This window comes from Allokutzneria sp. A3M-2-11 16, from assembly GCF_024213555.1.
Lineage (GTDB): Bacteria > Actinomycetota > Actinomycetes > Mycobacteriales > Pseudonocardiaceae > Allokutzneria.
The window spans coordinates 220,584-246,595 of the sequence record NZ_JANAVO010000001.1 but is presented as its reverse complement, the minus strand read 5'-3'; the positions used below and the strand labels follow the sequence as shown (position 1 = coordinate 246,595).

Annotated in this window: 27 protein-coding genes; 16 read left to right on the top strand and 11 right to left on the bottom strand. The window is 71.6% G+C overall.

Going from position 1 to position 26,012, the window contains the following annotated elements:
• Positions 1–82 precede the first annotated feature (82 nt).
• The 5 genes from NLX83_RS01205 to NLX83_RS01185 form a co-directional block, all read right to left on the bottom strand.
• A complete protein-coding gene (locus NLX83_RS01205) occupies positions 83–1,825 on the bottom strand; it encodes a DEAD/DEAH box helicase (RefSeq protein WP_254233000.1) in 1,743 nt (580 codons plus the stop codon).
• Between the two features lie 304 nt (positions 1,826–2,129).
• The gene (locus tag NLX83_RS01200; protein WP_308209253.1) at positions 2,130–2,870 is read right to left on the bottom strand and encodes a serine protein kinase RIO; all 741 of its coding nucleotides are present in this window, start codon (positions 2,868–2,870) and stop codon (positions 2,130–2,132) included.
• Between the two features lie 110 nt (positions 2,871–2,980).
• Positions 2,981–3,721 carry a peroxide stress protein YaaA gene (gene yaaA / locus NLX83_RS01195; RefSeq protein ID WP_254232999.1) on the bottom strand — a complete coding sequence of 247 codons (741 nt, stop codon included), beginning with the start codon at positions 3,719–3,721 and terminating at the stop codon, positions 2,981–2,983.
• A gap of 20 nt (positions 3,722–3,741) precedes the next feature.
• Positions 3,742–4,785: an aldo/keto reductase gene (locus NLX83_RS01190; RefSeq protein WP_254232998.1), complete on the bottom strand. Its 1,044-nt coding sequence runs from the start codon at positions 4,783–4,785 to the stop codon at positions 3,742–3,744.
• 67 nt (positions 4,786–4,852) lie between these two features.
• Positions 4,853–5,215, bottom strand: coding sequence for a VOC family protein (locus NLX83_RS01185; protein WP_254232997.1), 363 nt, complete (start codon positions 5,213–5,215; stop codon positions 4,853–4,855).
• Positions 5,216–5,297: 82 nt separating this feature from the next.
• Between NLX83_RS01185 and NLX83_RS01180 the strand changes: the two genes are divergently transcribed.
• Together NLX83_RS01180 and NLX83_RS01175 are read left to right on the top strand one after the other, a co-directional pair.
• The gene (locus tag NLX83_RS01180; protein ID WP_254232996.1) at positions 5,298–7,046 is read left to right on the top strand and encodes a proline--tRNA ligase; all 1,749 of its coding nucleotides are present in this window, start codon (positions 5,298–5,300) and stop codon (positions 7,044–7,046) included.
• A 307-nt stretch (positions 7,047–7,353) separates the two neighbouring features.
• Complete coding sequence (locus NLX83_RS01175) at positions 7,354–9,207, top strand: Xaa-Pro dipeptidyl-peptidase (RefSeq protein WP_254232995.1); 1,854 nt, start codon at positions 7,354–7,356, stop codon at positions 9,205–9,207.
• A gap of 45 nt (positions 9,208–9,252) precedes the next feature.
• Here NLX83_RS01175 and NLX83_RS01170 read toward each other — a convergent pair whose 3' ends face one another.
• The 3 genes from NLX83_RS01170 to NLX83_RS01160 are packed head-to-tail and all read right to left on the bottom strand — an operon-like array spanning position 9,253 to position 11,686.
• The gene (locus NLX83_RS01170) at positions 9,253–9,945 is read right to left on the bottom strand and encodes an HAD family hydrolase (protein WP_254232994.1); all 693 of its coding nucleotides are present in this window, start codon (positions 9,943–9,945) and stop codon (positions 9,253–9,255) included.
• A gap of 7 nt (positions 9,946–9,952) precedes the next feature.
• Positions 9,953–10,930: a hypothetical protein gene (locus NLX83_RS01165; RefSeq protein WP_254232993.1), complete on the bottom strand. Its 978-nt coding sequence runs from the start codon at positions 10,928–10,930 to the stop codon at positions 9,953–9,955.
• A 39-nt stretch (positions 10,931–10,969) separates the two neighbouring features.
• A complete protein-coding gene (locus NLX83_RS01160) occupies positions 10,970–11,686 on the bottom strand; it encodes a hypothetical protein (protein ID WP_254232992.1) in 717 nt (238 codons plus the stop codon).
• A gap of 126 nt (positions 11,687–11,812) precedes the next feature.
• On the opposite strand from NLX83_RS01160, the gene NLX83_RS01155 reads away from it, so the two are divergent.
• Positions 11,813–12,070, top strand: coding sequence for a type II toxin-antitoxin system Phd/YefM family antitoxin (locus NLX83_RS01155; protein WP_254232991.1), 258 nt, complete (start codon positions 11,813–11,815; stop codon positions 12,068–12,070).
• Complete coding sequence (locus tag NLX83_RS01150; RefSeq protein WP_254232990.1) at positions 12,055–12,474, top strand: PIN domain-containing protein; 420 nt, start codon at positions 12,055–12,057, stop codon at positions 12,472–12,474. Before NLX83_RS01155 ends, NLX83_RS01150 begins: the two co-directional genes overlap by 16 nt.
• Here the strand turns inward: NLX83_RS01150 and NLX83_RS01145 are convergent.
• Positions 12,455–12,865 carry a YjbQ family protein gene (locus NLX83_RS01145; protein WP_254232989.1) on the bottom strand — a complete coding sequence of 137 codons (411 nt, stop codon included), beginning with the start codon at positions 12,863–12,865 and terminating at the stop codon, positions 12,455–12,457. The two genes, NLX83_RS01150 and NLX83_RS01145, sit on opposite strands and share 20 nt — an antisense overlap.
• 237 nt (positions 12,866–13,102) lie before the next feature.
• On the opposite strand from NLX83_RS01145, the gene NLX83_RS01140 reads away from it, so the two are divergent.
• From NLX83_RS01140 to NLX83_RS01120, 5 genes are all read left to right on the top strand, one after another.
• Entirely contained in the window at positions 13,103–14,131 is a 1,029-nt protein-coding gene (locus NLX83_RS01140) for an aminotransferase class V-fold PLP-dependent enzyme (RefSeq protein ID WP_254232988.1), read from the top strand.
• A 69-nt stretch (positions 14,132–14,200) separates the two neighbouring features.
• Entirely contained in the window at positions 14,201–14,839 is a 639-nt protein-coding gene (locus NLX83_RS01135; protein WP_254232987.1) for a TetR/AcrR family transcriptional regulator, read from the top strand.
• Positions 14,836–16,146 (top strand): flavin-containing monooxygenase, encoded by a 1,311-nt coding sequence (locus NLX83_RS01130; RefSeq protein WP_254232986.1) that lies wholly within the window; start codon positions 14,836–14,838, stop codon positions 16,144–16,146. The genes NLX83_RS01135 and NLX83_RS01130 overlap by 4 nt, the downstream gene beginning before the upstream one ends.
• Entirely contained in the window at positions 16,146–16,946 is an 801-nt protein-coding gene (locus tag NLX83_RS01125; RefSeq protein ID WP_254232985.1) for an alpha/beta hydrolase, read from the top strand. Before NLX83_RS01130 ends, NLX83_RS01125 begins: the two co-directional genes overlap by 1 nt.
• Before the next feature lie 118 nt (positions 16,947–17,064).
• The gene (locus tag NLX83_RS01120) at positions 17,065–17,835 is read left to right on the top strand and encodes a hypothetical protein (RefSeq protein WP_254232984.1); all 771 of its coding nucleotides are present in this window, start codon (positions 17,065–17,067) and stop codon (positions 17,833–17,835) included.
• 7 nt (positions 17,836–17,842) lie between these two features.
• On the opposite strand, the gene NLX83_RS01115 is transcribed toward NLX83_RS01120, so the two are convergent.
• Positions 17,843–18,304 (bottom strand): ferritin-like domain-containing protein, encoded by a 462-nt coding sequence (locus NLX83_RS01115; protein WP_254232983.1) that lies wholly within the window; start codon positions 18,302–18,304, stop codon positions 17,843–17,845.
• On the bottom strand, positions 18,304–18,753 hold the full coding sequence (locus NLX83_RS01110) for a hypothetical protein (RefSeq protein ID WP_254232982.1): 450 nt from the start codon (positions 18,751–18,753) through the stop codon (positions 18,304–18,306). The genes NLX83_RS01115 and NLX83_RS01110 overlap by 1 nt, the downstream gene beginning before the upstream one ends.
• A 202-nt stretch (positions 18,754–18,955) precedes the next feature.
• On the opposite strand from NLX83_RS01110, the gene rimP reads away from it, so the two are divergent.
• The 7 genes from rimP (at position 18,956) to NLX83_RS01075 (ending at position 25,994) form a co-directional block, all read left to right on the top strand.
• Positions 18,956–19,501 carry a ribosome maturation factor RimP gene (rimP, locus tag NLX83_RS01105; RefSeq protein WP_254232981.1) on the top strand — a complete coding sequence of 182 codons (546 nt, stop codon included), beginning with the start codon at positions 18,956–18,958 and terminating at the stop codon, positions 19,499–19,501.
• Complete coding sequence (nusA, locus tag NLX83_RS01100; RefSeq protein WP_254232980.1) at positions 19,498–20,520, top strand: transcription termination factor NusA; 1,023 nt, start codon at positions 19,498–19,500, stop codon at positions 20,518–20,520. The genes rimP and nusA overlap by 4 nt, the downstream gene beginning before the upstream one ends.
• Positions 20,521–20,612: 92 nt before the next feature.
• Positions 20,613–20,945, top strand: a complete 333-nt coding sequence (locus NLX83_RS01095; RefSeq protein ID WP_254232979.1) for a YlxR family protein — start codon at positions 20,613–20,615, stop codon at positions 20,943–20,945.
• Positions 20,946–21,023: 78 nt separating this feature from the next.
• Complete coding sequence (gene infB / locus NLX83_RS01090; RefSeq protein ID WP_254232978.1) at positions 21,024–24,119, top strand: translation initiation factor IF-2; 3,096 nt, start codon at positions 21,024–21,026, stop codon at positions 24,117–24,119.
• Positions 24,120–24,183: 64 nt separating this feature from the next.
• Complete coding sequence (locus tag NLX83_RS01085) at positions 24,184–24,480, top strand: DUF503 domain-containing protein (protein WP_254236037.1); 297 nt, start codon at positions 24,184–24,186, stop codon at positions 24,478–24,480.
• Positions 24,481–24,522: 42 nt separating this feature from the next.
• On the top strand, positions 24,523–24,963 hold the full coding sequence (gene rbfA, locus NLX83_RS01080) for a 30S ribosome-binding factor RbfA (protein WP_254232977.1): 441 nt from the start codon (positions 24,523–24,525) through the stop codon (positions 24,961–24,963).
• Positions 24,964–25,034: 71 nt separating this feature from the next.
• Complete coding sequence (locus tag NLX83_RS01075) at positions 25,035–25,994, top strand: DHH family phosphoesterase (protein ID WP_254236036.1); 960 nt, start codon at positions 25,035–25,037, stop codon at positions 25,992–25,994.
• Positions 25,995–26,012 lie beyond the last annotated feature (18 nt).

Below are 26,012 nucleotides of genomic sequence, written 5' to 3'. Positions count from 1 at the left end.
CTATGAGTACGAAACGGGCAACCCCCGCCTGCCCACGCGGTGCTTGCGTGGGCCGACGGGGGTCGCCGGAGTGCTGGTGGAGCTAGTGGGTGGGGGAGTTGAAGCGCGGACGGCCCCCGGTGCCCCGGTTCTGGCGGGCGGCGCGGTCACCACCGCGGTCCTCCCACTTCTGGTGCCCGCGGTCGTCGCGGCGGCCGCTCGGACGGTCGTCGGAGCGGAAGCCACTGCGAGCCGGGCGGTCGTCGTTGCCGCGGAAGCCACGGTCGTCCCTGCGGAAGCCGTTGTCGCCCCGCTCGTTGTCCCGCCGGAAGCCGCGGTCGTCGCCACGGTTCTCGCTGCGGTCGTCCCTGCGGAAACCACCGCGGTCGTCGCTGCGGAAGCCGCGGTCGCCCCGGTCGTCGCGCCGGAAGCCGCGCGGGCGGTCGCCCTCACGGGCGGGGCGTCGGCCGAAGCCGCGAGCGCCGCGGTCGCCACCACCGGCACGGGCCGGGCGGCGCTCCGGGCGGACCATCTCGTCCGGCAGCTCGATGCCGCTGGGCGCCTGAGCGCCGGTGATCTCGTTCAGCTCCGTCCAGCCCGGGCGGACCCGGGTGATGGTCGGCCGCACGCCGGCCTTGGTGGTCATCGCCTGCACGGAACGGCGCTGCGCCTGCAACGCCAGCGTGACGACGACACCGGCCTGGCCCGCACGCGCGGTGCGGCCCGCGCGGTGCAGGTAGTCCTTCGGGTCCAGCGGCGGGTCCACGTGCACGACCAGGCTCACGTCGTCGACGTGGATGCCGCGGGCCGCCACGTTCGTCGCCACCAGGCAGGTGGTGACGCCCTCGCGGAAGTCGCCGAGGGTCCGGGTACGCGCGCCTTGGGTCTTGCCGCCGTGCAGGCCACCGGCCTTCACGCCGACGGAGCGCAGCTTCTTGGTCAGCCGGTCCACGCCGTGCTTGGTGCGGACGAACATGATGGTCCGGCCCTCGCGGGCGCCCACCTCGGCGACGACGTCGAGCTTGTCGTCGTTGCTCATCAGCAGCACGTGGTGGTCCATCGTCGACACGCTCGCCGAGGACGGCGCGGTCGAGTGGGTCACCGGGTCGGTCAGGTAGCGCCGCACCAGCTGGTCGACGTCGCCGTCCAGGGTGGCGGAGAACAGCAGCCGCTGGCCGCCGGGCGCGACCTGGTCCAGCAGCTCGCGGACCTGGGGCAGGAAGCCCATGTCGGCCATCTGGTCGGCCTCGTCCAGCGCGGTGATCTGGACGTCGCCGAGCGAGCAGGTGCCCTGCCGGATGTGGTCGCTGAGCCTGCCGGGGGTGGCGATCAGCAGGTCGACCCCGCGCCGCAGCGCGGCGACCTGCTTCGGGAAGGAGGTGCCGCCGACGACGATGTTGCAGCGCAGGCCGAGGCCCTCCGCCAGGTCGTTGAGCGAGTCGCGGACCTGCATGGCCAGCTCGCGGGTGGGCACCAGGACCAGGCCGCGCGGCTGCATCGGCTTGGTGCGGCCGGAGGCCAGGGTGACCAGCATCGGCAGGCCGAAGGCCAGGGTCTTGCCGGAGCCGGTCTGGCCGCGGCCGAGCAGGTCGCGCCCGGCGAGGGAGTCCGGCAGCGTGGCGGCCTGGATCGGGAAGGCGTCGACGATGCCGCGCTTGGCGAGCCGCTCGACGAGCACCTCGGGCAGGCCGAGCTCGGCGAAGGTCTTCGTTTCCGGGGTCTCGGTCACGTCGGTGACCTCCGAGACCTCGGGAGCGTCCTGCGCCTTGATGGCGGCAGGGGTGGTTGCCCGGTTGCGAGGCTTGCGCTGGGCGTGCTCGGGCCGGGCAGGTGTAGCGATAGACACAGATCCTCCGAGACGTGGCACGTCTCGGGGACTCTCGCCGCATCGATACCGCGAGCTGGTCACAAGGACGGGCCCGGCGCTTGTGCGCCGTTGAGTGGTCAGGAGCACCACTGGCCGGCCTGGCCGGCAGACGCGATCTTCGCGCGACTGACGTGGTGCTCTGTCCAGTGTAGCCGGTCGGCCGACCGGCGCGGTCCATCCGTGCCCCGCCACGGGAAACAGTTTCCCGTGGCAGGGCGCATGATCAACTATCGGTGCAGGTCAGAGCCCTGCGGGGCGGGGCACCGTGAAGTAGAGCACCTGCCTACAACAGCCGTGCCTCGCGGCGCAGCAGCTCCTCCAGCCAGTCGGCGTCGGCGACGTCCTCCGGCAGCCCGCGGGCGACGAACCAGGCGCACGTGGTGCGCACGTCCCGCCGGAGGAACACCTCGCTCTGCGGGTTCGCCACGAGGTCGACGACCTGCGGCAGGTCGATTACCACGAGCCGGTCGCCGTGCACGAGCAGGTTGAACGGGGAGAGGTCGCCGTGGGTGACGCCCTCGGCGGCCATCAGCAGCATCGCCTCGACGAGCTGGAACCACAGGTCCCGCAGCGCGTCGCGGTCCGGCCGCAGCCGCGCGAGCCGCGGCGCCGCCGAACCGTCGGGCTCGCCGATGAACTCCAGCAGCAGCTCCGTGCCCAGGTACGCCACGGGGTAGGGCACGGGAACACCCGCCGCCCACAGCCGGGTGAGCGCGGTGAACTCCGCCTCCGCCCACTGCTGCGAGATGACGTCGCGGCCGTAGCGCGTGCGGTTGGCGATGGCGCGGGTGTCGCGGGACTTGTTGGTCTTGCGGCCTTCGAGGTAACCGGCGTCGCGGTGGAACATCCGGTGCTCGGAGCCGCGGTAGCGCTTGGCGGCCAGCAGGCAGCTCGCCCCGGAACCGGGAACGGTGCGCTCGATCAGGTGGACGTCGGCTTCCTTGCCGGTCTTGAGAACCCCGAGGTCGTGATCGACTGCCGAGTCGTCAGTGATCAGCCAGGCGGGGAGGACGTGCGGTCGCACGGTGGGAACTCCTACGGTGGAGGACGGACATGGCTGTCATGTGCATGTCGCACCTCCTTGCTTCGTAGGGATCGCCAGGATCGCCGACCGCGCCCACCCGCGCAATCGAGTTAGTCGGTGAGCAGCTCCAGCTCGGTGTCGCCGGTGACCTCCAGGCTGAGCCCGGCGGCCCCGGCGATCTTGATGACGTCCTTGACCGTGGACGCTTCCTTGCGGGCGGAGCCGAGCACCCGCGCGAGGCGGCCCTTGTGCGCCTTGTTGAAGTGGCTGACCGTCTTGCGGCGCCCGGTGCCGTCGTCGGTGACCACCCGCACGGTCACCGCGCCGGGAACGCGGGCCAGACCGGCGTAGGACCCGGAGCGGAGATCGACCACCAGACCGTCCACTTCGGACAGAGTCGGTTCGAGCACCGGCTTCCACACGCCGCGCAGCGGGCCGACCGCCGCGAGCGAACTGCCCGCGGAGAGCCGGTAGTGCGGGACCCGGTCGGTCCCGCGCGCGAGCCCGAACAGCGCGGACGCGACGGCCAGCCGGGCGTCCGCGCGGGCGCGCTCGGCCTTGGTCAGCGTGCCGATGCCGAGCGCGTCGTAGAGCACACCGGTGTAGCGGGTGAGCGCCAGCATGGTCGGCGCGGAGTGCAGCTCGGCGTTGTGCCGGACCTCGTCGAGCTGCCGTTCGGAGAGCCCGAGCGCGGCCATGCTCGCCGCCGGGTCCGCGGCGAGGTCGACGAGGGCGTCGACCAGCTTGCGGCGCACGGGGGTCAGGGCCGGGAAGGACAGCGCGTCCAGGTCGAGCGGCGGTCCGAACCCGCCGAGGGCCTTCGTCTCCGACGGCGGCAGCAACACGAGCACGCGCAGAGCTTAGGCCGGGGTCAGCGCGGGCGGCGGGGCGGGACGATCAGGTCGGCCTGGTCGCCGAGCACCACCTGGCGGATGTCCGGCTGGGCGAGGAAGTCGTGCGGGAACCCGAGCGTGGGCGCGGACACCGCGGACAGCCGGTCCAGGTGCTCCTGGGGCAGCGCGATCCCGGTCACCGCGAGGCTCTGTTCGAGCTGGGCCGCGGTCCTGGCCCCGATCAGCGGGATGATCGGCTGCTCGGTGTGCTGCCGCAGCCACGCGAGCGCCACCTGCGCCGGGGTGAATCCCAGCTCGTTGGCCACCTCGACCACCGCGTCGCCGACGCGCAGCTTCCACTCCGGCTGCTCCGCGTACCGGCGCTCGCCCTCAAGGCTGCGATACTTCCCGGTCAGCACACCGCCGCCGAGCGGCGCCCACGCCGTCACCCCGAGGCCGAGCGCGTCGGCCATCGGCAGCAGCTCGCGCTCCACGTCGCGCTGCACCAGCGAGTGCTCGACCTGGAGTCCCGCCAACGGGTTCCAGCCGCGCAGCTCGGCCATGGTCTGCATGCGCGCGATCTGCCACGCGGGCGCGTCGGAGACTCCGAGGTAGAGCACCTTGCCCGCGCTGACCTGGTCGTCGAGCGCGCGCATGACCTCCGACGGCGAGGTCAGGAAGTCCCACGCGTGCACCCACAGGATGTCCACGTAGTCCGTGTCGAGCCTGCGCAGCGACGCCTCCAGCGACCGCACCAGGTTCTTGCGGGAGTTGCCGGAGGCGTTGGGGTCCGGGCCCATCGACAGCGTGTACTTGGTCGAGACCACCCACCGGTCCCGGTCCGCGGCGATCAGCCCGCCGACGATCCGCTCCGCGCTGCCGTTGGTGTACTTGTTCGCGGTGTCGATCAGGTTGCCGCCCGCCTCGGCGAAGACCTCCAGCTGCTTGCGGCTCTCCGCGGCGTCGGCGCCCCAGCCCCAGTCGTCGCCGAAGGTCATCGTGCCCAGCGCGAGCTCGGACACCCGGAGGCCGGAGTCGCCGAACAGGACGTAACGCATGTCCGCTCCCTTGGTCGTCTGCATGGGAGCAGCCTGTTGCCGGACCCCGCCCGGCGTCCAAGACCCGCTGTGATAGCCGTCGGTTATCCGCTCAGGTCGGCATCTCGGAGCGCTCGGAGACGCAGAACTCGTTGCCCTCGGGATCGGTGAGCACCGTCCAGGTCAGCCCCGGAACGGTGAACTCGCCCTGGACGGCGGCGCCGAGCCCGACCAGCCGCTCCACCTCGGCGGCCCGGTCGTCGGCGCTGAGGTCCATGTGCACGCGGTTCTTGCGGTCCTTCGGCTCGTCGACCCTCTGCAGGCCGAGCGCGGCGCCGCGGGCGTCCTTGGGCGCCAGGAAGACGAACTCGCCCAGGTCGGCGACGACCTCGAGGTCCAGCGCCTCGGTCCAGAAGCCGGTCAGCTTCGCCGGGTCGGCGCAGTCGATGGTGAGGCACGCGATGTTGAGTCCCATGAGGGCGAACGGTAGACGCGCCCACCGACAACCGGCAGCCCATCGTTAGGCTGCTCGAACCACAGCAGAAGGAGTTCAGCCAGTGATCACCAGGATGTCGTCGCTGTTCCTGCGGACCCTGCGTGAGGACCCGGCCGACGCAGAGGTGCCCAGCCACAAGCTCCTCGTGCGCGCCGGGTACGTACGCCGTGTCGCCCCGGGCGTGTACTCCTGGCTGCCACTGGGCTGGCGCGTGCTGCGCAACGTCGAGCGGATCGTCCGCGAGGAGATGGACGCGATCGGCGCGCAGGAGGTGCACTTCCCCGCGCTGCTGCCGCGCGAGGCCTACGAGAGCACCGGCCGCTGGACCGAGTACGGCGACACGCTGTTCCGCCTCAAGGACCGCAAGAACGCCGACTACCTGCTCGGGCCGACGCACGAGGAGCTGTTCACCCTGATGGTCAAGGGTGAGTTCAGCTCCTACAAGGACTACCCGGTCGTGCTCTACCAGATCCAGAACAAGTACCGGGACGAGGAGCGCCCGCGGGCGGGCATCCTCCGCGGCCGCGAGTTCGTCATGAAGGACTCCTACTCCTTCGACCTCGACGACGACGGCCTCTCCACGTCCTACCAGGCGCACCGCGACGCCTACATCCGGATCTTCGAGCGGCTCGGCATCGAGTACCACATCGTCTCCGCGGTCTCGGGCGCGATGGGCGGCTCGGCGAGCGAGGAGTTCCTGGCGCCCGCGGAGGTCGGCGAGGACACCTACGTGCGCTGCCTGGACAGCGGGTACGCCGCGAACGTGGAGGCCGTGACCACCCCGGTCCCGCCCGCGCGCGCGCTCGACGGCCTGCCCGCCGCGCAGGTGCACCACACCCCGGACACCCCGACCATCGAGACGCTGGTCGCCTTCCTCAACGGCGCCGGGCTCGGCAGGGAGTTCACCGGCGCGGACACGCTGAAGAACGTCCTGGTCAAGACCCGCGTGCCTGGGGAGAAGGACTGGACGCTGCTGGCGATCGGCCTGCCGGGCGACCGCGAGGTGGACCTCAAGCGCGTGGAGGCCGGGCTCGCGCCCGCCGAGATCGCGTTGGTCGAGGAGGCCGACTTCAAGGCGAACCCGTGGCTGGTCAAGGGCTACATCGGCCCGAAGGCGTTGCAGGACAACGGAGTCCGCTACCTGGTCGACCCGCGCGTCGTCACCGGGACGGCGTGGGTGACAGGTGCGGACAAGGCCGACCACCACGTGGTGGACCTGGTCGCGGGCCGCGACTTCACCCCGGACGGCACGATCGAGGCCGCCGAGGTGCGCGAGGGCGACGAGTCCCCGGACGGCGGCGGCAAGCTCGTCATGGCGCGCGGTATCGAGATCGGCCACATCTTCCAGCTCGGCCGCAAGTACGCCGACGCGTTCGGCCTGGACGCGCTCGGCCCGGACAGCAAGCCCGTGCGCATCACCATGGGCTCCTACGGCATCGGTGTCTCCCGCGCGCTCGCCGTGATCGCGGAGCAGCGCGCCGACGACAAGGGCCTGGTGTGGCCGCGCGAGATCGCGCCCGCCGACGTGCACGTGGTCGTCGCGGGCAAGGACGAGGCCGTGCGCGAGGGCGGTGAGCGGATCGCCGCCGAGCTGGACGCGGCCGGGGTGCGGGTGCTCCTCGACGACCGCAAGGCCTCGCCGGGCGTGAAGTTCGCCGACGCGGAGCTGGTCGGGGTGCCGACGATCCTGGTGGTGGGCCGCGGCCTGGCCAACGGCGTGGTCGAGGTGAAGGACCGGGCCAGCGGCGAGCGCGTCGAGGTCGGCGTGGACAAGGTCGTCGCGCATCTTGTCGACCTCTGCCGGAACTGAGCTCTGCCGGAGCTGACCCAGCCCGGGTTCGCCGGTCTTCAAGTCCCCCGAACCCGGCTCACAGCTGTCGTCAACCGCCACCAACCCCGCGCCGCGGCCGGGGTTGGTGGCGGTTTTCGGTGCTGGGGGCGGGGGTTCGCGGTACTTGAAGACGGGGGAACCCCGCTGGTTCGGCCAAGTGGACGGCAAAGCGTGAAAATCACCCGCCTTTGGTCGCTTCCGCGCTCCCGCGCCGACCGGTTGCCTGGATCTCGTGGCTCACCCGAAACCCTGCTGGGTGGGCGTCCAGGAGGACAGCATGCGACACGTGCGCAGATCGATCGCGCTCTTGACCGGGTTGGCGGCAGCGGCAGCGGCGACCCTCACCGGGGTTCCCGCTTTCGCGCAGCCGTCCGGAAATATCGTCGACAACGAGACCAAGCCGATCTACTCCCACGCCGAGGCGATCCGGGAGACGGTCTACATCGAGTCCAAGATCGACAGTGACGCGGACGGCAAACCGGACCGCATCGCCGCGGATGTGATGCGGCCCAAGGAGACCAACACCGGGCTGAAGTCGGCCACCGTCATGGAGGCCAGCCCGTACTACTCCGCCGCGGCCACCGCCCGCGCCCGCGGCGGCGACGAGAACTTCCTGCCCGGCGCGGCCCCGCGCGGCTTCGGTCGCTGGTACGACGAGTTCTTCGTGCCGCGCGGCTACGCCGTCGTCGAGGTCGAGATGCAGGGCACGGCCCGCTCCCAGGGCTGCCCGACCACCGGTGACTCCGAGGACACCTCGTCCATCGAAGCCTCGGTCGACTGGCTCAACGGCCGCGCGAAGGCCTACTACGCGGACGGCAAGCCCGCCGTGGCGTCGTGGAGCACCGGTGCCGTCGGCATGCTCGGCGTCTCCTACAACGGCACGCTGCCCAACGCGCTCGCCGCGCGCGGCGTGGACGGCCTCAAGACCATCGTGCCGATCGCCGCGATCTCCAGCTGGTACGACTACACCCGCGACCAGGGCATCGGCTACTACGGCGCGTGGGGCAAGCGGTACCCGGAGTGGCTGGCCAACTACGTGATCAGCCCGGCCGCCAAGGCGAAGTGCGCCGCATTCGTGAAGGAACTCGGCGACCAGGCGGGCGACGACACCTACGACTACACCAAGTTCTGGTCGGAGCGGGACTACCGCCCGGACGCGGCCAAGGTGAAGGCGTCGGTGTTCGTGGTGCACGGCCAGGAGGACTGGAACGTCAAGCCGGGGCACTTCTCCAAGTGGTGGTACGAGCTGCAGAAGCTCAACGTGCCGCGCAAGATCTGGCTGCACCGGGGCGCGCACAGCGACCCGATCGGCTTCCGCAAGGCCGAGTGGGAGAAGGCCATGCACCGGTGGATGGACCACTGGCTGCTCGGCCTGCAGAACGGCGTCATGTCCGAGCCGATGGCCGACGTCCAGCGGCCGGACGGCGCCTGGGAGACCCACGGCAGCTGGCCGGACGCCGCGGCGAAGAAGGCGAAGCTGTTCCTCGGCGCAGGTGGCCAGGGCGAGCCGGGCGTGCTCAAGCCGCAGCCGGTGGCCGATCCGGGCAAGCAGCTGATCACCGACCTGAAGACGCAGACGGAGGCCGTGGCGGCCGGTGACCCCGAACTGGCCAAGGCGAACCGCCTCGCCTACCTGACCGCGCCGCTGAAGGAGGCCGTCCGCCTGTCCGGGACGGCGAAGGTGAGCGTGAACGCCAGCGCGGACACCACCAGTGCCCCGCTGACGGCGCTGCTGGTCGACTACGGCCAGGCGACGCGCACCGAGGCGCTGGGCAAGTCGCCGATCGAGCTGATGACCGACTCCTGCGAACAGGCCGACCTCGACCGGCGCACCGGTTGCGCGGCCCCGCCCGCCGAGGTCACCGCGGCCACGCCGTACAAGGTGATCACCCGCGGGTCGATCGACATGAAGAACCACCAGTCGCTCACCCAGGGCCAGGACCTGGTGCCGGGCCGGACCTACCGGGTCCAGTGGGAGCTGCACCCGAAGGACTACGTGTTCCCGGCCGGGCACCGCATCGGCCTGGTCCTGGTGCAGAACCTGCCGAGCTACATCGCCGCCGACGCCAAGGCGAACAAGGTGGAGATCGCGCTCGCGCCGAGCAACCTGGAGCTGCCGATCGTCGGGAGCGTGCGCTAGGTCGCACTGACGGGGAGCGGGGCCGGACGGTCCCGCTCCCCGTTGCTACACAAGGATTTCCAGTACCGCCGCGGTATCGGCGAGGTCGGCCAGGACGACGTCGGCCCCGGCGGCTCGCAGCTCCGCGGCGCTGCTGTGACCCGTCGCCACCCCCACCGCGACCGCGCCGTGGTGCCGGGCCGCGGTGATGTCGTGCGGGCTGTCCCCGATGACGATCACCGCGTCGGCCGCGAAACCCTTGGTGTGCCTCGCGGTCGCGGCCTCGACGGCGGTGGCGACGAGATCGGCTCGCACCAGGGACTCCGCGCCGTAGCCGCCGATCGTCAGGTCCAGCCGCCGGTCCAGGCCGAAGGCGCCGAGCTTGTGCTTGGCGACCTCGACCAGGTTCCCGGTGACCAAGCCCTGCACCACGTCCGCGCGCAGCGCGAGCGCGTCCAGCGCCTCGACCGCACCCGGCAGCGCGCGCCCGCGCACGGGCAGCACGTCCAGGTCCGCCTCGACGGCCTCGGTGAGCGCGGCGAAGAGCCCGCGCACCGAGGCGTCATCGGTGGGCAACCCGTGCGCGGTCAGGATCTCCGTGCTGATCCAGCGCTCCGTGCGGCCCGCGGTGGGCGGTTCGTGCACCAGCTCGGTCCCGGTCGCGGCGGCCAGCGCGCGGCGGTACCAGTGCATGCCGAGCCCGCGCAGTTCGACCAGCGTGAGGTCGATGTCCCACAGCACCAAGCGGTTCGGGCCCATCGCGCGATCAGCTCTCCGCGACGCGGAAGCTGTCGGCGATCTTGTTCAGCTCTTCGTCGGTCGCGGTCGGCGCCGATTCCTGGCCGGGCACGGGCGCGGTGTCGGCGTTGATCACCATGACGATGCCGTTCTCCGGCCGGTTGGTCATCGCGACCACGAGCACCTTGCCGGTGGCCGCCATGCACGGCTCGCCGGGCGCGGTCGTGGCGGTGGCCTCCAGGATGACGCCGCTGAAGCCCTGGCGCTCCACCGGTTTCGGCTGGCCGAGCTTCACCTGCGGCTTCTGCGTCTTGCCGTCCTTGGAGAACTCGTAGAACGACGACGCGTAGCCGTTGGCGAAGTCGGTGGCGACCTTCCCCGCCTCCAGGCCCGGTTTGCCCTCCAGCGGCCTGATCGTGACCATGCCGGTGACGCCGCGCGAGTAGGTCGCGCCGCCGCACTGGTAGGACCCCAGCGTGGCGATGGTGTTGATGCCCGCCGCGCCCGCGGCCGACCGCGTCTCCCCGGTCGGGGCGGGCTTCCAGGCCGCGGGAACCTCGTAGACCAGCCTGGTGATCAGGTTGGGCACGATCTTCCAGCCCGGGTTCTTCGCGGCCTCGTTGATCGGCTCCGGCGGCTTCGCGATGGCCTTCGTGGTGGTCGTCGGGCCCGCGGGAGTGGTGGTGGTCGGCCCGGCCTGCGGGCTGTTGCCGTTGGTCAGCAGGACCACCGTGACCACGATGGCGGCGACCAGCACGACACCGAGCGCGCTGAAGAGGATCGCCTTGTTGCGCTTGCTCTTGTTCGGCGGCGGCTGCTGCTGGCCGAAGGCGCCGAGGCCGCCGTAGCCGCCCTGGCCGAACCCGCCGTACTGGGGTTGCTGGGGCTGCTGCTGCGGAGCCTGCTGGCCCCACTGCGGTTGGGGCTGCTGTTGCGGCTGCTGCTGGGGGTACCCGCCCCAGCCGCCCTGCCCCTGCTGGTCCTGTCCACCACCTGGCCATGTCACGGCAGCGACGGTACTACCAGGGCGCACGGCGGAGGCAACTCAGCTCAGCAGGCGGACGGACTCCAGGATTCGGCGCACCTCGTCGGCGCTCGGCGAGAACTGCGCGTCCTTGCCGTCCTCCGGCACCTCGATCTTGACCGCGACCGTGCCGTTGGGCACCGTCAGCGCGAGCACGGTGATCCGCGCTTTGCTTGCGTGGCAAGGACTTGGCGCGGTGGAGGAGACGTCGGCGACCACCGTCGCACCCGCGAGGTTGTCCACGGCGACCGGGGCGGGCGGACCGAGTTCGACGGTGGGGGAGCCGTAGTTGGACTTGGCGGCCCCCTCGGCGACGGCGCCCGCCACGATCGCCGGATCGTCCCGCCGGAGCATCCGGCCGGAGCCGACCTCGCCGCGGACGAACTCCTTGCCGTCGCACTGGAAGGGCCGCGCGGCGGCGAGCCCGCTCAGCGACAGCACTCCGCCGGGGCGGGCCATCCGGGCGCCGCCCAGCGCCCAGGAGCCCGGCACCTCGTAGATCAGTCCCGAGTCGTGGTTGGCGATGACCTGCCAGCCGGCGTTGCGCGCGGGCGGCAGGGGTCTCGTGGTGACCGGTGGCGGGGTGGTCTTCTCGGGCGGAGGAGGCGCGGTGGTGCTGGGCGCGGTCTGGCCGCCACCGCGCGAGAGCAGCAACGCGGTCGCCGTGCCACCGGCCACGACGATCACCAGCAACAGTGCGGTGATCAGCGCGTTCCGGCGTGCGTTCGGCCTCGTCACATGCGGCACGCTACCCGGAGCGCGGGCTGCTGCGCCGGGTCTCCGGGGCGAGTGCCATGCCGACCACCCGCGCGGGAGCGGCCGGTCAAGCTGGTTCTGATTATCTGAATCTGATAGTGTTACCCCGTGAAGGTGCTGACCGCGTCGGAAGCCTCCCGGCGCTTCTCCGCCGTCCTTGACGAGGTCGAGGAGGGCGAGACGATCGTGGTCACCCGAGGGGGGCGGCGGGTCGCCCTGCTCTCCCCGGCGCCGAGGGCGAACGGCGCGGAACTGGCCGCACTGGCCCGTCGCTGGGCGGGACGCCTCGACGAGGGGTTCGCGGGCGACGTCGCGGGCGCACGCGCGGGCGTCGGACTGGACGAGGACCCGTGGGCGACCGCCTGATCCTGGACACCGGCGTGCTGATCGACGCCGCCCGCGGACGGCTGGCGCTGGACCGCGTGGTCGGGGCCGACGACGACGCGGTGCTGGCGGCGGTCACCATCGCCGAGTACCTCACCGGTGTCGCGCTCGCACCCGATGCCGCCGTGCGCGGGCTCCGGCAGGCGTTCATCTCCGACGTCCTCGAGGTCGTCCCGGTCGAGGACTACACGCCGGGCATCGCCGTGCACCACGCCGAACTGCTCGCGCACGTGCGCCGCACCGGGACTCCGCGAGGGGCGCACGACCTGATCATCGCCGCCACCGCTCGGGCCACCCGCCGGACGCTCGTCACCACGGACGCGCGGGCCCGGTTCGGGGAGCTGCCCGACATCACGTCCCGGGTGGTCAGCCGGGAAGGAAGCTGAACCGCACGCTGCGGACCGGGTTGTCGCGGTTGGTGTCGACCAGGCAGACCGACTGCCAGGTGCCCAGGGCCATCCGCCCGCCGAAGACCGGGACCGAGGCGTAGGGCGGGACCAGCGCGGGCAGGACGTGGTCGCGGCCGTGCCCCTTGGAGCCGTGGCGGTGCCGCCAGCGGTCGTCGGCCGGGAGGAGTTCGCGCAGCGCCGCCAGCAGGTCGTCGTCGCTGCCCGCGCCCGTCTCCAGGACCGCAAGGCCCGCCGTCGCGTGCGGCACCCACACGTGCAGCAGCCCGTCCGCGCCGTCCACCCCCGCCAGGAACCGCTCGCACTCCGCCGTCAGGTCGTAGACCACCTCGACCGAGCCGGTCCTGATCTCGATCACCTCAGAACGCATGCCCCAACGCTAGCCCGGTGTCGGCGACCCGGCGCCGCGCGGTGATGCGGATGTCTTCAAGTCCTACGAACCCCGCCCGCGATCACCGTTAACCACCGCGAACCCCCGCGACGCTTCCGGGGTTGGGGGCGGTTGGCGATCGCTGGGGAGGGGGTTGGTGGTACTTGAAGACGCCCCAACTCGGCCAGCGGTCAGGATGTGGCGGAAAACCGCTGGTGCCGCGCATACGCTCGGGGCATGCGCCATGCCTTCGGAGCGAGTTTCGACGTCCCCACCGGGTATCTCAACACGCCGAGCATCGGCATCCCGCCGACGCTGACCACCGACGCCGTGCGCGAATCCGTGACGCGATGGGGTGCGGGGGCCGACCACCCCGCCGACTTCGACGAGCACGTGCGGCGGGCGCGGGCGGCCTTCGCGAAGCTGGTCGGCGTCGACGCGGACAACGTGGCGGCGGGGGCCAGCGGGTCCCAACTGGCGGGCATCGTCGCGGCGAGCGTGCCGGACGGGAGTCGGGTGCTGGTCGCCCGGGGCGAGTTCACCAGCCTGACGTTTCCCTTTGCCGCACAAGCACATCGCGGGGTCAAGGTGACCGAGGTCGAGCTGGCCGATATCCCGTCCGAAGTGGACGGTCACGATCTCGTGGCGGTCAGCGTCGTGCAGTCGGCCAACGGCGCGGAGGTCGACCTGGCCGCGCTGCGCGAAGCCGCGACGGGGACCCGAGTGTTGCTCGACGCCACGCAGGCGGTGGGGTGGATGCCGCTGGACCTGGCGTGGGCGGACTGGGTGGTGGCCGCCGCCTACAAGTGGATGCTCTGCCCGCGAGGCGCGGCTTGGCTGGCGGTGCGGCCGGACGCGCTGGACGAGCTGGTGGTGCACTCGGCCAACTGGTACGCGGGCGAGGACCCGTGGCAGTCGATCTACGGGCTGCCGTTGCGGTTGGCGCGGAACGCGCGGCGGCTGGACCTCTCGCCGGTGTGGCTGGCCCAGGTCGGCGCGACCGCCTCGCTGGAGTATCTGTCCACATTGGACCTCGCTGAGGTGCGCGCGCATTCGGTGCGGTTGACCGACGCGTTGCTCGCCGAACTGGACCTGCCGGGAACCGGATCGGCGATCGTGTCACTGGAACTGAACGACGAGCAGGCGCGGCGGTTGTCCGAAGCCGGGGTGAGGTCGGCCTCCCGTGCGGGCAGGACGCGGTTGGGCTTCCACCTTTACAACAACGCGGAGGACGTCGACTTGGTCGTGCGAACACTCAAGCGTTGACAGCTCGGCGAACCCGGCCCACGATGGTGACCGCCCGGTCATATGACCAGGTGGTCACTTTTTCGGGAGGTGGCGGAGCTGCCCACCGACGTCTGGCGCAACCTGCCCGCGGCCAAGCGCGAACGCGTGCTCGCGGCGGCCCTCGACGAGTTCGCCGCGCTCGGCTACTCGCGCGGGTCGCTCAACGTGATCGCGCGCGAGGCCGGGATCGCCAAAGGCTCGCTGTTCCAGTACTTCCACGACAAGCTCGACCTGTTCGCAACTGCGGCGGAAGTGGTGTCCCTGCGGGTGCGCGCGGCCATCGAGCCGCGACTCGGACAGCTGGGCAGTCCGGACTTCGCCGAGTTCGTGGTCGACGCGCTGGACGTCTGGGTCCGGTGGTTCGCCGAGCACCCGGTGGAGCGGGGCGTCACCGCGGCGACCAACCTGGAGATGGACCCGGTCGTGCGCGCCGCGGTCCGCGACGTTGCGCACCGGCACTACCTGGAAGTGTTGCGGCCCTTGGTGATCGCCGCGGTCGAACGCGGCGAACTGGACGCCGACCCCGACGTGGTCATCGCCTGGTTGATGTTGCTCGTCCCCCATCTCGCGCTGGCGCCGTTCCTGCCGGGCCTCGACCCGGTGTTCGGGCTGCACGGCGCACCCCCGGAGACGATCCGGGACACGGTCCGCAGGCTGCTCGCCCCACTACTGGGAGGCAAAGCGTGACGAAGACGGTGTGCGTGATCGGCGCGGGCTCCTCCGGCCTGGTCGCGCTGAAGAACCTCCGGCAGGCCGGGTTCGACGCGGTGGCCTACGAAAGGCACGACGAGGTCGGCGGCAACTGGTGTTTCGGTGCTCCGGGCAGCCGGGTCTACGCCAGCACGCACACGATCTCCTCCAAGCCGTTCACCCAGTACCCGGACTTCCCGATGCCGGACGAGTGGCCCGACTACCCGCACCACAGCCACCTCCGCGAGTACTTCCGGCGCTACGCCGAACACTTCCGCCTGCTCGACCACGTTCGGTTCGGGCAGGAGGTGGTCGGCGCGGAGCCTGACGGCAACGGGTGGTCGGTGACCGTGAAAGGCAAGGCGCCCACGCACTTCGACGCGCTCGTCGTGGCCAACGGGCACAACTGGCATCCCAAGGTGCCGGAGTACCCGGGGCTCGCGGAGTTCTCCGGAAGGGTGCTCCACTCCGCCGACTACAAGGGGCCCGATGTCCTTCGCGGGCAACGGGTTCTGGTGATCGGCGCGGGCAACACGGGCTGCGACATCGCGGTGGAGGCCGCTCAGCACGCGGACTCCGTGTGGCACTCCACGCGGCGCGGTTACTGGTACGTGCCGAAGTACATCCTCGGCAAGCCCTCGGACCAGATCGCGGACGCCCTGATCGGGTTGCGGCTGCCCAAACCCGTTCGCCGCCTCATGACCAAGCTGACGCTCCTCGCGACGGTCGGCCTCCCGCCGCGCGCCGGGCTCCCCAAGCCGGACCACGCGCTCTTCGAGACCCATCCGATCGTGAACAGCCTGCTCACGTACTACGTGGGCCACGGTGACATCAAGCCGGTGCCGGACGTCGAGCGCTTCGAGGGCTCCACGGTCGTGCTGAGCGACGGGCAGCGCGCTGAGGTCGACCTGGTCGTCCTCGCGACCGGCTACCTGCTCCGCGTGCCGTTCCTGAACCCCGCGCTGCTGGCGTGGGACGGCGAAGCGCACACCAAACCCAAGCTGTACCAACACGTTTTCTCGCCCGCGCACGAGACCTTGTTCGTGGCAGGGCTGATCCAGCCCGACTCCGGCCAGTTCGCCTTGGCGCACTGGCAGACCGTGGCCATCGCGTCCTACCTGCGAGCCCGCGAGCGGTCGCCGCGCCGTGCCGCCGCATTCCGGAAGACGGTCGCGGAACAGGCGGAGCGGCGCTGGACCGGAGGGCAGGACTACGTGAAGAGCACGCGTCACCACTTCGAGGTAGCCCACCAGCACTACTTACGCGGCTTACAAAGCACCATCGACTCGTTAGGGGCCGCGTGATGGCCAGAGCGATGCGTGTCTTCGACTGGGCGTTCCCTGTGCCGTCAGTGCAGCGCGAAGTGCTCTCCGAGCTGCCGGAGACCGACACCGGCAAGCCTCCGCTGCTGTTCGTCCACGGCGTGGGCGGCGGAGCGTGGCAGTTCGCCGAGCACTGGCTCAAAGCCGCCGCGGAGCGCGGTTTCCCGGCCTATGCGCTCAGCCTGCGTTGTGCGGGCGGCAGCGGCGGCGCGCGACGGCGGCTCCTGACCGGACTGCGCCACTACGTGCACGACGTCGTGCAGACCGCCGTTCGACTGCCACGCCAACCGATTCTTATAGGTCATTCCCTAGGTGGGCTCATCGTGCAGCGCGCGCTCGCCCACTACCCAGCGCGAGCCGGAGTGCTGCTCGGCTCTGTCGGTGCGGGGCCCGAGGTGGCCGGGCTCGGAGTGCTGGCGGTCCGGTCGCCGCGCACCCTGGGGCAGGCGCTGGTCGGCCGGTCGATGACGTTCCCGGAGCGGATGCGCTTCGTCGGCACACCGCGCCCTGACCTGCTGCGAGAGGGGCCCACGGGCGCGCTCGCGCAGTGCCAGCTGCTCTTCCACCGGCGCCCGCCGAGCCCGCTCGGAGGTGCTCCGGTGCTGGTGGTCGGCGCGACGGCGGACCGGATCATCCCGATGTCCAGCGTGCGGGCGACCGCGCGGCACTACGGCACGACGCCGCGCTGGGTGGACGGCGTCGGACATGCGCTGATGCTGGACTCCGGGCAGGAGCGGGTACTCGACCTGATCCTCGATTGGGTGGAATTGTCCGGACTGTGACGAGCCGTCCGTTACCGCTGTTCACGCGTACGGGTGAGAGTCGGGGCTGGCGCTCCCGGTTCTGAAGGTTGTAGGTACGCGTCGCGTTTCCCCGTGCCGACCGTTACCGTGAGCCATCGTGTCGGATCTGCGCTCATCGGACGGACAGGTGATGACGCGAGTGGAGCCCGCGGAGTGGGACACCTCGCCCCTGACCGAAGCCGCCCCAGCTCCGCGACCGCGGGGTGAGGCCCCGGTTGCGGAGCCGCCTGCGCAGCGCCCTGAGCAGGACAGGGACAGCCCGGCCGACCGGCTGGCCGACCTCGTCGCCGACCGCTCCCGCAAGGGCTGGCTCATCAAGGGCGGGGTCCTCGCGGGCGTCGCGCTGCTCTCCGGCACCCTCTGGAGCGCGGCGGACCGCACCGTCACCGGGCTCGCCGAGCTGCCGTCCGACCCGCCGCAGCTCGTCTACGAGGAGCACGCGACGCACAACACCAGCGACTGCGCCGCGCACGCCTACGACGACACGCAGAAGTTCTTCCAGAAGACCCCGTGCAAGAGCCTGGTCCGCACGTTGTTCGCCACCAAGGCCAAGGACGGCGCGCCGGTCGTCGTCTCCCTCGCGGTGGTCACGATGTTCAGCTCCCACGACGCCACCGAGCTGGAGAAGCTGACCCAGTCGAACAACACCGGCAACGTCAACGACCTCGTTCGCGAGGGCCGCAACGTGCCAGGAGGGCCTCCTTCGCTCAAGGACGCGGGCTACGCCTCGGCCGTGGACGGCGTGACCGTTCTGATCGCGGAGTCGGACTTCTACAACCACACGCGCAAGGACGTCGACCTCCTCCGGGAAGTCAGCAAGGACACGCTTCTCGTCGGGAGCGCGATGCTCGGGCGCCCGAGGCGCTGAGAAGTCCTTACAAGCGACCGGGAAACGCGGTCATGGCCGGGGTCTGCCCGCCCATCTTCCGCCAGCGCACGGTGCGCACGGCCGCCGAGGTCAGCCCTTCGAGGGCGGTGCGCCGCAGCGACTCCTCCTCCGACCGTTCGAGCACGCCGTGCCACGCCGCGGCCGCGTCCGTCTCCGCTGACGCCAGCAGCCCGGCGGCGCTCGCCTGGTTCGTGACCGGCTGCGGCGGTTGGTAGGCGGGCTCAGCGGGAACGGGCGTTGCCCCGGCGTCGCGCAACAGCCGCTCCACCGAGTCCCGCCGCGCCCGGTGCGCCGTCGCGCCCTCGCGGATCGCGGAATCGGCCGAGGCGGGCAGGAACGCCGACGCGAGGCCGTAGGCCCACTCGGCGGCGTGCTCGGCGGCGAGCGCCTGCTGCACCGCGTTCACCGTCTCCGGCGACGGCGTGTTCTTCTGCGTCCGGACCAACATCAGGCCAGCACCTCCCGCAGGCACGCACAGCTCGCCGCGACCGAGCCGATCAGGCCCGCGCGGTGCTTCGGCAGCGACGGCACCAGTTCCGCCGCGCGCTTCTCCCCGGTGGTGATCGCGTCCTTCAAGGCGCTCAAAGCCGCTGACGCCTGCTGGGGAGCGCTGGGGGCCGGAGCGGGAGCCGGGGTCGCGGTCGTGCTCACCCGCGCCGGACGCGCCCGGTTCAGCTCCTTCTCGATCGCCCCGTGGTGCGCCCGCCGGTCCGTCGCGACCGCGTCGACCTTCGCCGCGAGCGAGGGGTGCGCTGCGGCGATCGCCTTGGCCAGGTCGGCGTCGGAACGCGCTTGCGCGGCGAGTTCCTCAAGCGGATCGGGCTTGTTCGGCGTCGGCTCGCCGGTGCACGCGGTCAGCGGCAGCACCGCCGCGCCCGCGAGCCCGGTCAGCAGCACGCTGCGACGGGAATGTCCGGAGGAATTTCGGGAGACCACGAGCGCCCATCCTGCCAGGCTCGCCCGAACGAGCGGTGATCGCGGATACCGGCTCATCGCTCGCGGCAAGATACGCTGTGCGACCGGACCGGTGAGATGTGCGCACCGGCCGTTTTCTTCGCTACTCAAGCCACAGCTACTTCAAGAGCAGGGAGCCCGTCAGGTGTCCAGCAGGCAGCACGGGGGGCCTGGTCCACGGGACCAGCTCACCGCGCAGCTCGAACCCGTCGTGGACGAGGCGGTCCGCGCCGCCGGGTTCGAGTTGGAGCAACTCGACGTGCGGTCGGCGGGCCGCCGCCGGGTTCTGCGCGTCGTCGTCGACTCCGAGCGCGGGGTGAACCTGGACGAGGTGGCCGACGCCTCCCGTTCGGTCGCCGAGGCGCTCGACGCGCGCGAGGACGTGTTGCCCGACGCCTACACCCTGGAGGTCTCCTCGCGCGGCCTCGACGCCCCGCTGACCAAGCCCCGGCACTGGCGGCACACCCGGCTGCGCCTCGCTAAGGTTCGGCTGTCCGACGGTGCCGAGTTCGTCGGCCGGGTCGGCGACGCCGACGACGAGGGCGTCCAGCTGCTGGTCGGCGGTTCCCTGCGACGCGTGACCTACACAGACATCGCCCGCGCCCTGGTCGAGGTCGAGTTCAGCGAGCCCAAGGCCGCGGACCTGGCCCTGCTGGGCGCGAATGACACAACGGAGGAGGAGTCGAAATGAACGTGGACATCGCCGCGCTCCGGGCGATCGAGCGCGAAAAAGAGATCCCCTTCGAAACCGTGCTCGGGGCCATCGAGACCGCGCTGCTGACCGCGTACAAGCACACCGAGGGCCACTTCCAGCACGCGCGGGTGGAGATCGACCGCAAGACCGGCATCGTCCGGGTGCTCGCCCAGGACGTCCAGCCCGACGGCGTGGTCGCCGACGAGTGGGACGACACCCCGGAGGGCTTCGGCCGGATCGCCGCGACCACCGCGCGCCAGGTCATCCTGCAGCGGCTGCGCGACGCCGAGCACGAGCGCACCTTCGGCGAGTTCGCCACCAAGGAGGGCGAGATCCTCGCCGGGGTCGTGCAGCGCGACGCCCGCGCCAACTCGCGCGGCATGGTGGTCGTCAAGGTCGGTGACATCGAGGGCGTCATCCCGCCCGCCGAGCAGGTGCCGGGGGAGACCTACACCCACGGCATGCGGCTCAAGTGCTACGTGGTCACCGTGTCCAGGGCGGCGCGGGGCACCCAGGTGACCCTGTCCAGGACCCACCCCGGTCTGGTCAAGAAGCTGTTCGCGCTGGAGGTCCCGGAGATCGCCGACGGCACCGTGGAGATCGCCGCGGTCGCGCGCGAGGGCGGGCACCGCACCAAGATCGCGGTCCGGTCCACCGTGCCCGGGGTGAACGCCAAGGGCGCGTGCATCGGCCCGATGGGCGCGCGGGTGCGCAACGTGATGAGCGAGCTGGCGGGCGAGAAGATCGACATCGTCGACCACGCCGACGATCCGGCGTCCTTCGTCGGCAACGCGCTCTCGCCCGCCAAGGTCATCTCGGTGACCGTGGTGGACGAGCGGGCCAAGACCGCCCGCGTGGTGGTGCCGGACTTCCAGCTCTCGCTGGCCATCGGCAAGGAGGGGCAGAACGCCCGCCTCGCCGCCCGGCTGACCGGCTGGCGGATCGACATCCGCAGCGACGCCGCTCCGGACACGCCAAGTGCGCCCGGAGCAGCGACGGCGAGTACTCCTGAGTAAGTGTCGGCAAGCTCTCCGGGCTCCGGTGAACAACCGGTTCGCCCTAGGCGTTAGACTCATGAGTGGTTCAGGGCGCCGGGGAACGGGATTCAATGCACACGTCTGTTGTCCGAACGTGTGTGGGATGCCGAACTCGGGCGCTCACCGCTGAGCTTCTGCGTGTGGTGGTCTCGGGCGATTGTGCGATCCCCGACCCCCGGCGTCGGCTCCCGGGACGGGGCGCGTGGTTGCACCCCGATCCCGAGTGCCTTCGCCTCGCCGAACGGCGCAGGGCGTTCCCGCGAGCACTGCGTGTCGCAGGCCCGCTCGACACCGCCCCGGTCGGCTCCCACCTCGCCAAGGCGGCCCGGCTCTCGACCGACGAGGGAACCTCCCCGTCGCGCAATACGAAGGAAGCAGGTCGACCGATCATGAATCAGCCGTGAAGCTGAAGACATGAACGCGCTTCGACGGTAGGACGAGGTCGTGCGGGCTTGCCGCTCGGCCTCCCAGTGAGGAGACAAGTGGCAGGCAAGGCCCGTGTGCACGAGCTCGCGAAAGAGCTCGGTGTCACCAGCAAGGACGTACTGAACAAGCTCAAGGAGCTTGGTGAGTTCGTGAAGTCGGCGTCCTCCACAGTGGAGGCGCCGGTCGCCCGCAAGCTGCGGGACTCGTACCCGGGTGGCAAGGCGGACAAGCGTCCCGCCGCGCCCAAGCCCGGGCCCCCGGCTCCCAAGCCCGGCCCGGCGGCACCGCAGTCCGGTGCCCCGGCCCCGACGCCCGGGCCGAAGCCCGCGCCGACCGTGTCCTCTGCGTCTTCTTCGGAGGCGAAGTCCGCGCCGCGCCCGGGCCCCGGCCCCAAGCCCGGCCCCAGGCCCCCGGCCCCGAAGCCGGTCGAGCAGGCCAAGCCCGCTCCGGCCCCGGTGGTCGAGTCCAAGCCCGCGGTCACCGAGTTCAAGCAGGCCGCTCCCGCGCCCAAGGCGCCCGAGCAGGCCCCCAAGCCCGAGACGCCCGCCGCTCCCGCGGCGTCCGCGTCCCCGTCGGGTGCCAGGCCCGGCCCGCGCCCCGGCCCCAAGCCCGCGCAGGCCAGCCCGTCCGTCGTCCCGCCGAAGCCGCAGTCCCCGAAGCCGGGTCCGCGCGCTCCCCGGGTCGGCAACAACCCCTTCGGCGTCGGTGGCGGGGCTCCCGCCCAGCGTCCGCAGACCCCGGGCCCGCGTCCCGGCGGCCAGCGCCCCGGTGGCGAAGGCCGCCCGGGTGGCGACTCCCGTCCCGGTCCCGGTGGCGAGGGCCGTCCGGCCCCGGCCCCGCGCGGTGACGCGCGTCCCGGCGGCCCGCGTCCCACGCCCGGCAACATGCCCCCGCGCCCGAACCCCGGCATGATGCCGCCCCGGCCGCAGCGCCCCTCCGGTGGTCCCGGTGGCGGTCGTGGCGGTCCCGGCGGTGCCGGTGGCCGTGGTGGTCCCGGCGGTGCCGGTGGCGGTCGTGGTGGTCCCGGTGGCGGTGGCGGTGGCTTCCGTCCCGGTGGCGGCGGCGGAGGCGGTGGCTTCCGCGGCGGTGGTGGCGGTGGCGGCGGTTTCCGTCCCGGTGGCGGCGGCGGTGCCGGTGCCCCGGGTGCCGGTGGCGGCGCCGGTGGTTTCCGTCCCGGTGGCGGTGGCTTCCGCCCGGGTGGCGGCGGTGGTGGCCGTGGCCGCGCCGGTGGCACCGCGGGTGCGTTCGGCCGCCCCGGCGGCCCGAGCCGCAAGGGCCGCAAGTCGAAGCGGCAGAAGCGCCAGGAATTCGACAACATGCAGGCCCCGTCCATCGGTGGCGTGCGGTTGCCGAAGGGCCAGGGCGAGGTCGTCCGGCTGGCGCGCGGCGCCTCGCTGACCGACTTCGCCGACAAGATCAACGCCAACCCGGCCGCGCTGGTGCAGGCGATGTTCCACCTCGGTGAGATGGTCACCGCGACGCAGTCGGTCACCGACGAGATCCTGGAGCTGCTCGGCCAGGAGATGAACTACCGCGTCCTCGTGGTCAGCCCCGAGGAGGAGGACCGCGAGCTGCTGGAGTCCTTCGACATCAGCTACGGCGAGGACGAGGGCGGCGAGGAAGAGCTCGAGTTCCGCCCGCCGGTCGTCACCGTCATGGGTCACGTCGACCACGGTAAGACCCGCCTGCTCGACACCATCCGCAAGGCGAACGTGCACGAGGGCGAGGCCGGCGGCATCACCCAGCACATCGGCGCCTACCAGGTGGCCGCGGAGCTGGAGGGTCGCGAGCGGCTCATCACCTTCATCGACACCCCGGGTCACGAGGCGTTCACCGCCATGCGTGCCCGCGGGGCGAACTCCACCGACATCGCGGTGATCGTGGTCGCCGCCGACGACGGTGTGATGCCGCAGACGGTGGAGGCGATCAACCACGCCCAGGCGGCGAACGTGCCGATCGTGGTCGCGGTGAACAAGATCGACAAGCCGGACGCGAACCCGCAGAAGATCCGGCAGCAGCTCACCGACTACGGCCTGGTCGCCGAGGAGTACGGCGGCGAGACGATGTTCGTCGACATCTCCGCGCGGCAGAACATCAACATCCAGGGCCTGCTGGAGGCGATCCTGCTGACCGCGGACGCCACGCTGGACCTGCGGGCCAACCCGGACATGCAGGCCCAGGGCATCGCGATCGAGGCCCACCTCGACCGCGGCCGCGGCTCGGTGGCCACCGTCCTGGTCCAGCGCGGCACGCTGCGCGTCGGTGACTCGATCGTCGCCGGTGACGCGTACGGCCGCGTGCGCCGGATGGTCGACGAGTACAACGAGGACGTGCTGGAGGCGACCCCGTCGCGTCCGGTCCAGGTCATCGGGTTCACGTCGGTGCCGGGTGCCGGTGACACCTTCCTCGTCGTCGACGAGGACCGGGTCGCCCGCCAGATCGCCGACCGGCGGCGCGCTCGCGAGCGCAACGCCCAGCAGGCGGCCAAGCGCAAGCGCGTCAGCCTGGAAGACCTGGACGCGGCCCTGAAGGAGACGCGCCAGCTCAACCTGATCATCAAGGGTGACAACTCCGGTACCGTCGAGGCTCTGGAGAGCGCGCTGCTGAAGCTGGACGTCGGTGAGGACGTCGAACTGCGGGTCATCCACCGCGGTGTCGGTGGCATCACCGAGAGCGACATCAGCCTCGCCATCGCCGACGACGTGATCGTGCTCGGCTTCAACGTCCGCGCGGAGGGCAAGGCCACCGAGATGGCCAACCGCGAGGGCGTGGACATCCGGTACTACACGGTCATCTACCAGGCGATCGACGAGATCGAGGCCGCGCTCAAGGGCATGCTCAAGCCGATCTACGAAGAGGTCGCGCTCGGCAAGGCCGAGGTCCGCGAGGTCTTCAAGTCCTCCAAGTTCGGCACCATCGCCGGCTGCCTGGTCATGTCCGGTGAGATCCGCCGCAACACCAAGGCGCGTCTGCTCCGCGACAACGTCGTGGTGGCCGACAACCTCTCGATCACCTCGCTGCGCCGGTTCAAGGACGACGCGACCGAGGTCCGCGAGGGCTACGAGTGCGGTATCACGCTCGGTTCGTACGGCGATCTGAAGATCGGCGACTCGATCGAGACGTTCGAGATGCGCGAGAAGCCGCGCAGCTGATATCCGACGGTGGCCGGGCGCGTGTGCGCGCCCGGCCACCGCTTAATTCACAACGGTGATGCCCGTGTACGTGGGATCGTTGGAGCTGGACGTCCTCTTCGGGGACGTGCACTCGCTGAAGGAGAAGCGCTCCCTGGTGCGGCCGGTCATCGCCGAGCTGCGCAAGCGCTTCGAGGTGGCCGCCGCCGAGGCCGGTCACCAGGACCTGCACCGCCGCGCCCTGATCGGGGTGTCGGCGGTCGCCGGGGACACCCAGCACGTCCGGGACGTCCTGCTGTCCTGCGAGCGCTTGGTCGCCGGACGCCCGGAACTGGAACTGCTCTCCGCCCGTCATCGCATGTTCGGGCCGGAGGACGAATAGCCGCGTCGTGAGGCGCTGTACGAGAAAGACAGGAGGAGCGCCGTGGCCGACCAGGCCCGCGCCCGCAGGCTCGCCAAGCGGATCGCGCAGATCGTGGCGTCCGCGCTGGAGCACGACGTGAAGGACCCCCGCCTGGCCATGGTCACGGTGACCGAGGCCAGGGTGACCGGCGACCTGCGCGAGGCGACCGTGTTCTACACCGTCCTCGGGGACGACGCCGACCACGCGGGCACCGCCGCCGCGCTGGCCAGCTCGACCGGTGTGCTGCGTTCCCTGGTGGGACAACGCACCGGTGTGCGCTACACCCCCTCGCTGGCCTTCGTGCTGGACGCGGTGCCGGACACCGCCCGGCAGATGGAGGAGCTGCTGGCCAAGGCCCAGGCGGCCGACGCCGACGTGGCCCGGATCGCCGCGGGCGCCCAGCCCGCCGGGGAGGCCGACCCGTACCGCAAGCCCCGCGAAGCCGAAGAGGACGAGAACTAGTGGTACGCGGGCAGGGTGCCGAAGACCCGCTTGCGGGGTCGAGCGTCGGCACTGCCCTCAGCGCGGCGCGGCTGCTGGCCGACGCGCCTGACGTCACCCTGCTCGCCCACGTCAACCCCGATGCCGACGCGCTCGGTTCCGCGGTGGCGCTGGGCATCGCCCTCCAGCGGCGCGGCGCCACCGTGCGGGTGTCCTTCGGGCATCCCGCGGCGGTGCCGGAATCGCTGCGCGGGCTGGACTCGACCGGCATCGTGGTGCCCGTCGAGGAGGTGCCCGCCGTGCCGCCGCTGCTGGTGGCGCTGGACGCGGGCAGCGTCGACCGGCTCGGCGTGCTCGGCGACCGGGTGGCCGCGACCGCGGCCGCCGGGGGCGAGGTGATCGTGCTCGACCACCACGTCTCCAACACCCGTTTCGGCACGCTCAACGTGGTCGACGACAAGGCCGAGGCCACAGCGGTGATCGTGCTGCGCGTGCTGGACGAGCTCGGCGCGCTGGTCGACGAACCGATCGCCCGGTGCCTCTACGCGGGCCTGGCCACCGACACCCGCTGCTTCCGCGTCGCCACCGGCGCGACGTACGCGACCGCGGCCCGGCTCGTCGAGGCCGGGGTCGATCCGGACGCCACCCTGCGCCCGCTGCTGGACACGCACCCGTTCGGCTGGATGGGCATGCTCGCCACGGTGCTCGGCGGGGCCAGCCTGGAGCCGGATTCGGCTCAGGGACTGGGTTTCGTGCACGCCGCCGTCCGTGCCGCCGATGCCGAGGGGCTGCGCGGCGAGGACGTGGACAGCGTGATCGACATCCTGCGCACCACCCGCGAGGCCGAGGTCGCCGCGGTGTTCAAGGAGACCGCTCCGGCGACGTGGACGGTGTCGCTGCGCGCGATCGCCCGGCTCGACGTGGGGGCCGTCGCCGAATCACTGGGTGGCGGTGGTCACCGCCTCGCCTCAGGGGTGACCCTCCACTGTGGCCTCAAAGAGGCCGTTGACCAGGTGCGTTCCGCCCTGGAGTCCGCTCCCTCGCTGCGCTGAGGCTGTCGGTGGGCTGAC

Coding starts and splice junctions, on each gene's coding strand:
- NLX83_RS01190 (WP_254232998.1), bottom strand. CDS start 4,785: ATGCAGACGACCAAGGGAGCGGACATGCGTTACGTCCTGTTCGGCGAC.
- NLX83_RS01185 (WP_254232997.1), bottom strand. CDS start 5,215: ATGGGACTCAACATCGCGTGCCTCACCATCGACTGCGCCGACCCGGCG.
- NLX83_RS01170 (WP_254232994.1), bottom strand. CDS start 9,945: ATGGGCCCGAACCGCTTGGTGCTGTGGGACATCGACCTCACGCTGGTC.
- NLX83_RS01145 (WP_254232989.1), bottom strand. CDS start 12,865: ATGCGTTCTGAGGTGATCGAGATCAGGACCGGCTCGGTCGAGGTGGTC.
- NLX83_RS01140 (WP_254232988.1), top strand. CDS start 13,103: ATGCGCCATGCCTTCGGAGCGAGTTTCGACGTCCCCACCGGGTATCTC.
- NLX83_RS01125 (WP_254232985.1), top strand. CDS start 16,146: ATGGCCAGAGCGATGCGTGTCTTCGACTGGGCGTTCCCTGTGCCGTCA.
- NLX83_RS01115 (WP_254232983.1), bottom strand. CDS start 18,304: ATGTTGGTCCGGACGCAGAAGAACACGCCGTCGCCGGAGACGGTGAAC.
- nusA (WP_254232980.1), top strand. CDS start 19,498: ATGAACGTGGACATCGCCGCGCTCCGGGCGATCGAGCGCGAAAAAGAG.
- NLX83_RS01095 (WP_254232979.1), top strand. CDS start 20,613: ATGCACACGTCTGTTGTCCGAACGTGTGTGGGATGCCGAACTCGGGCG.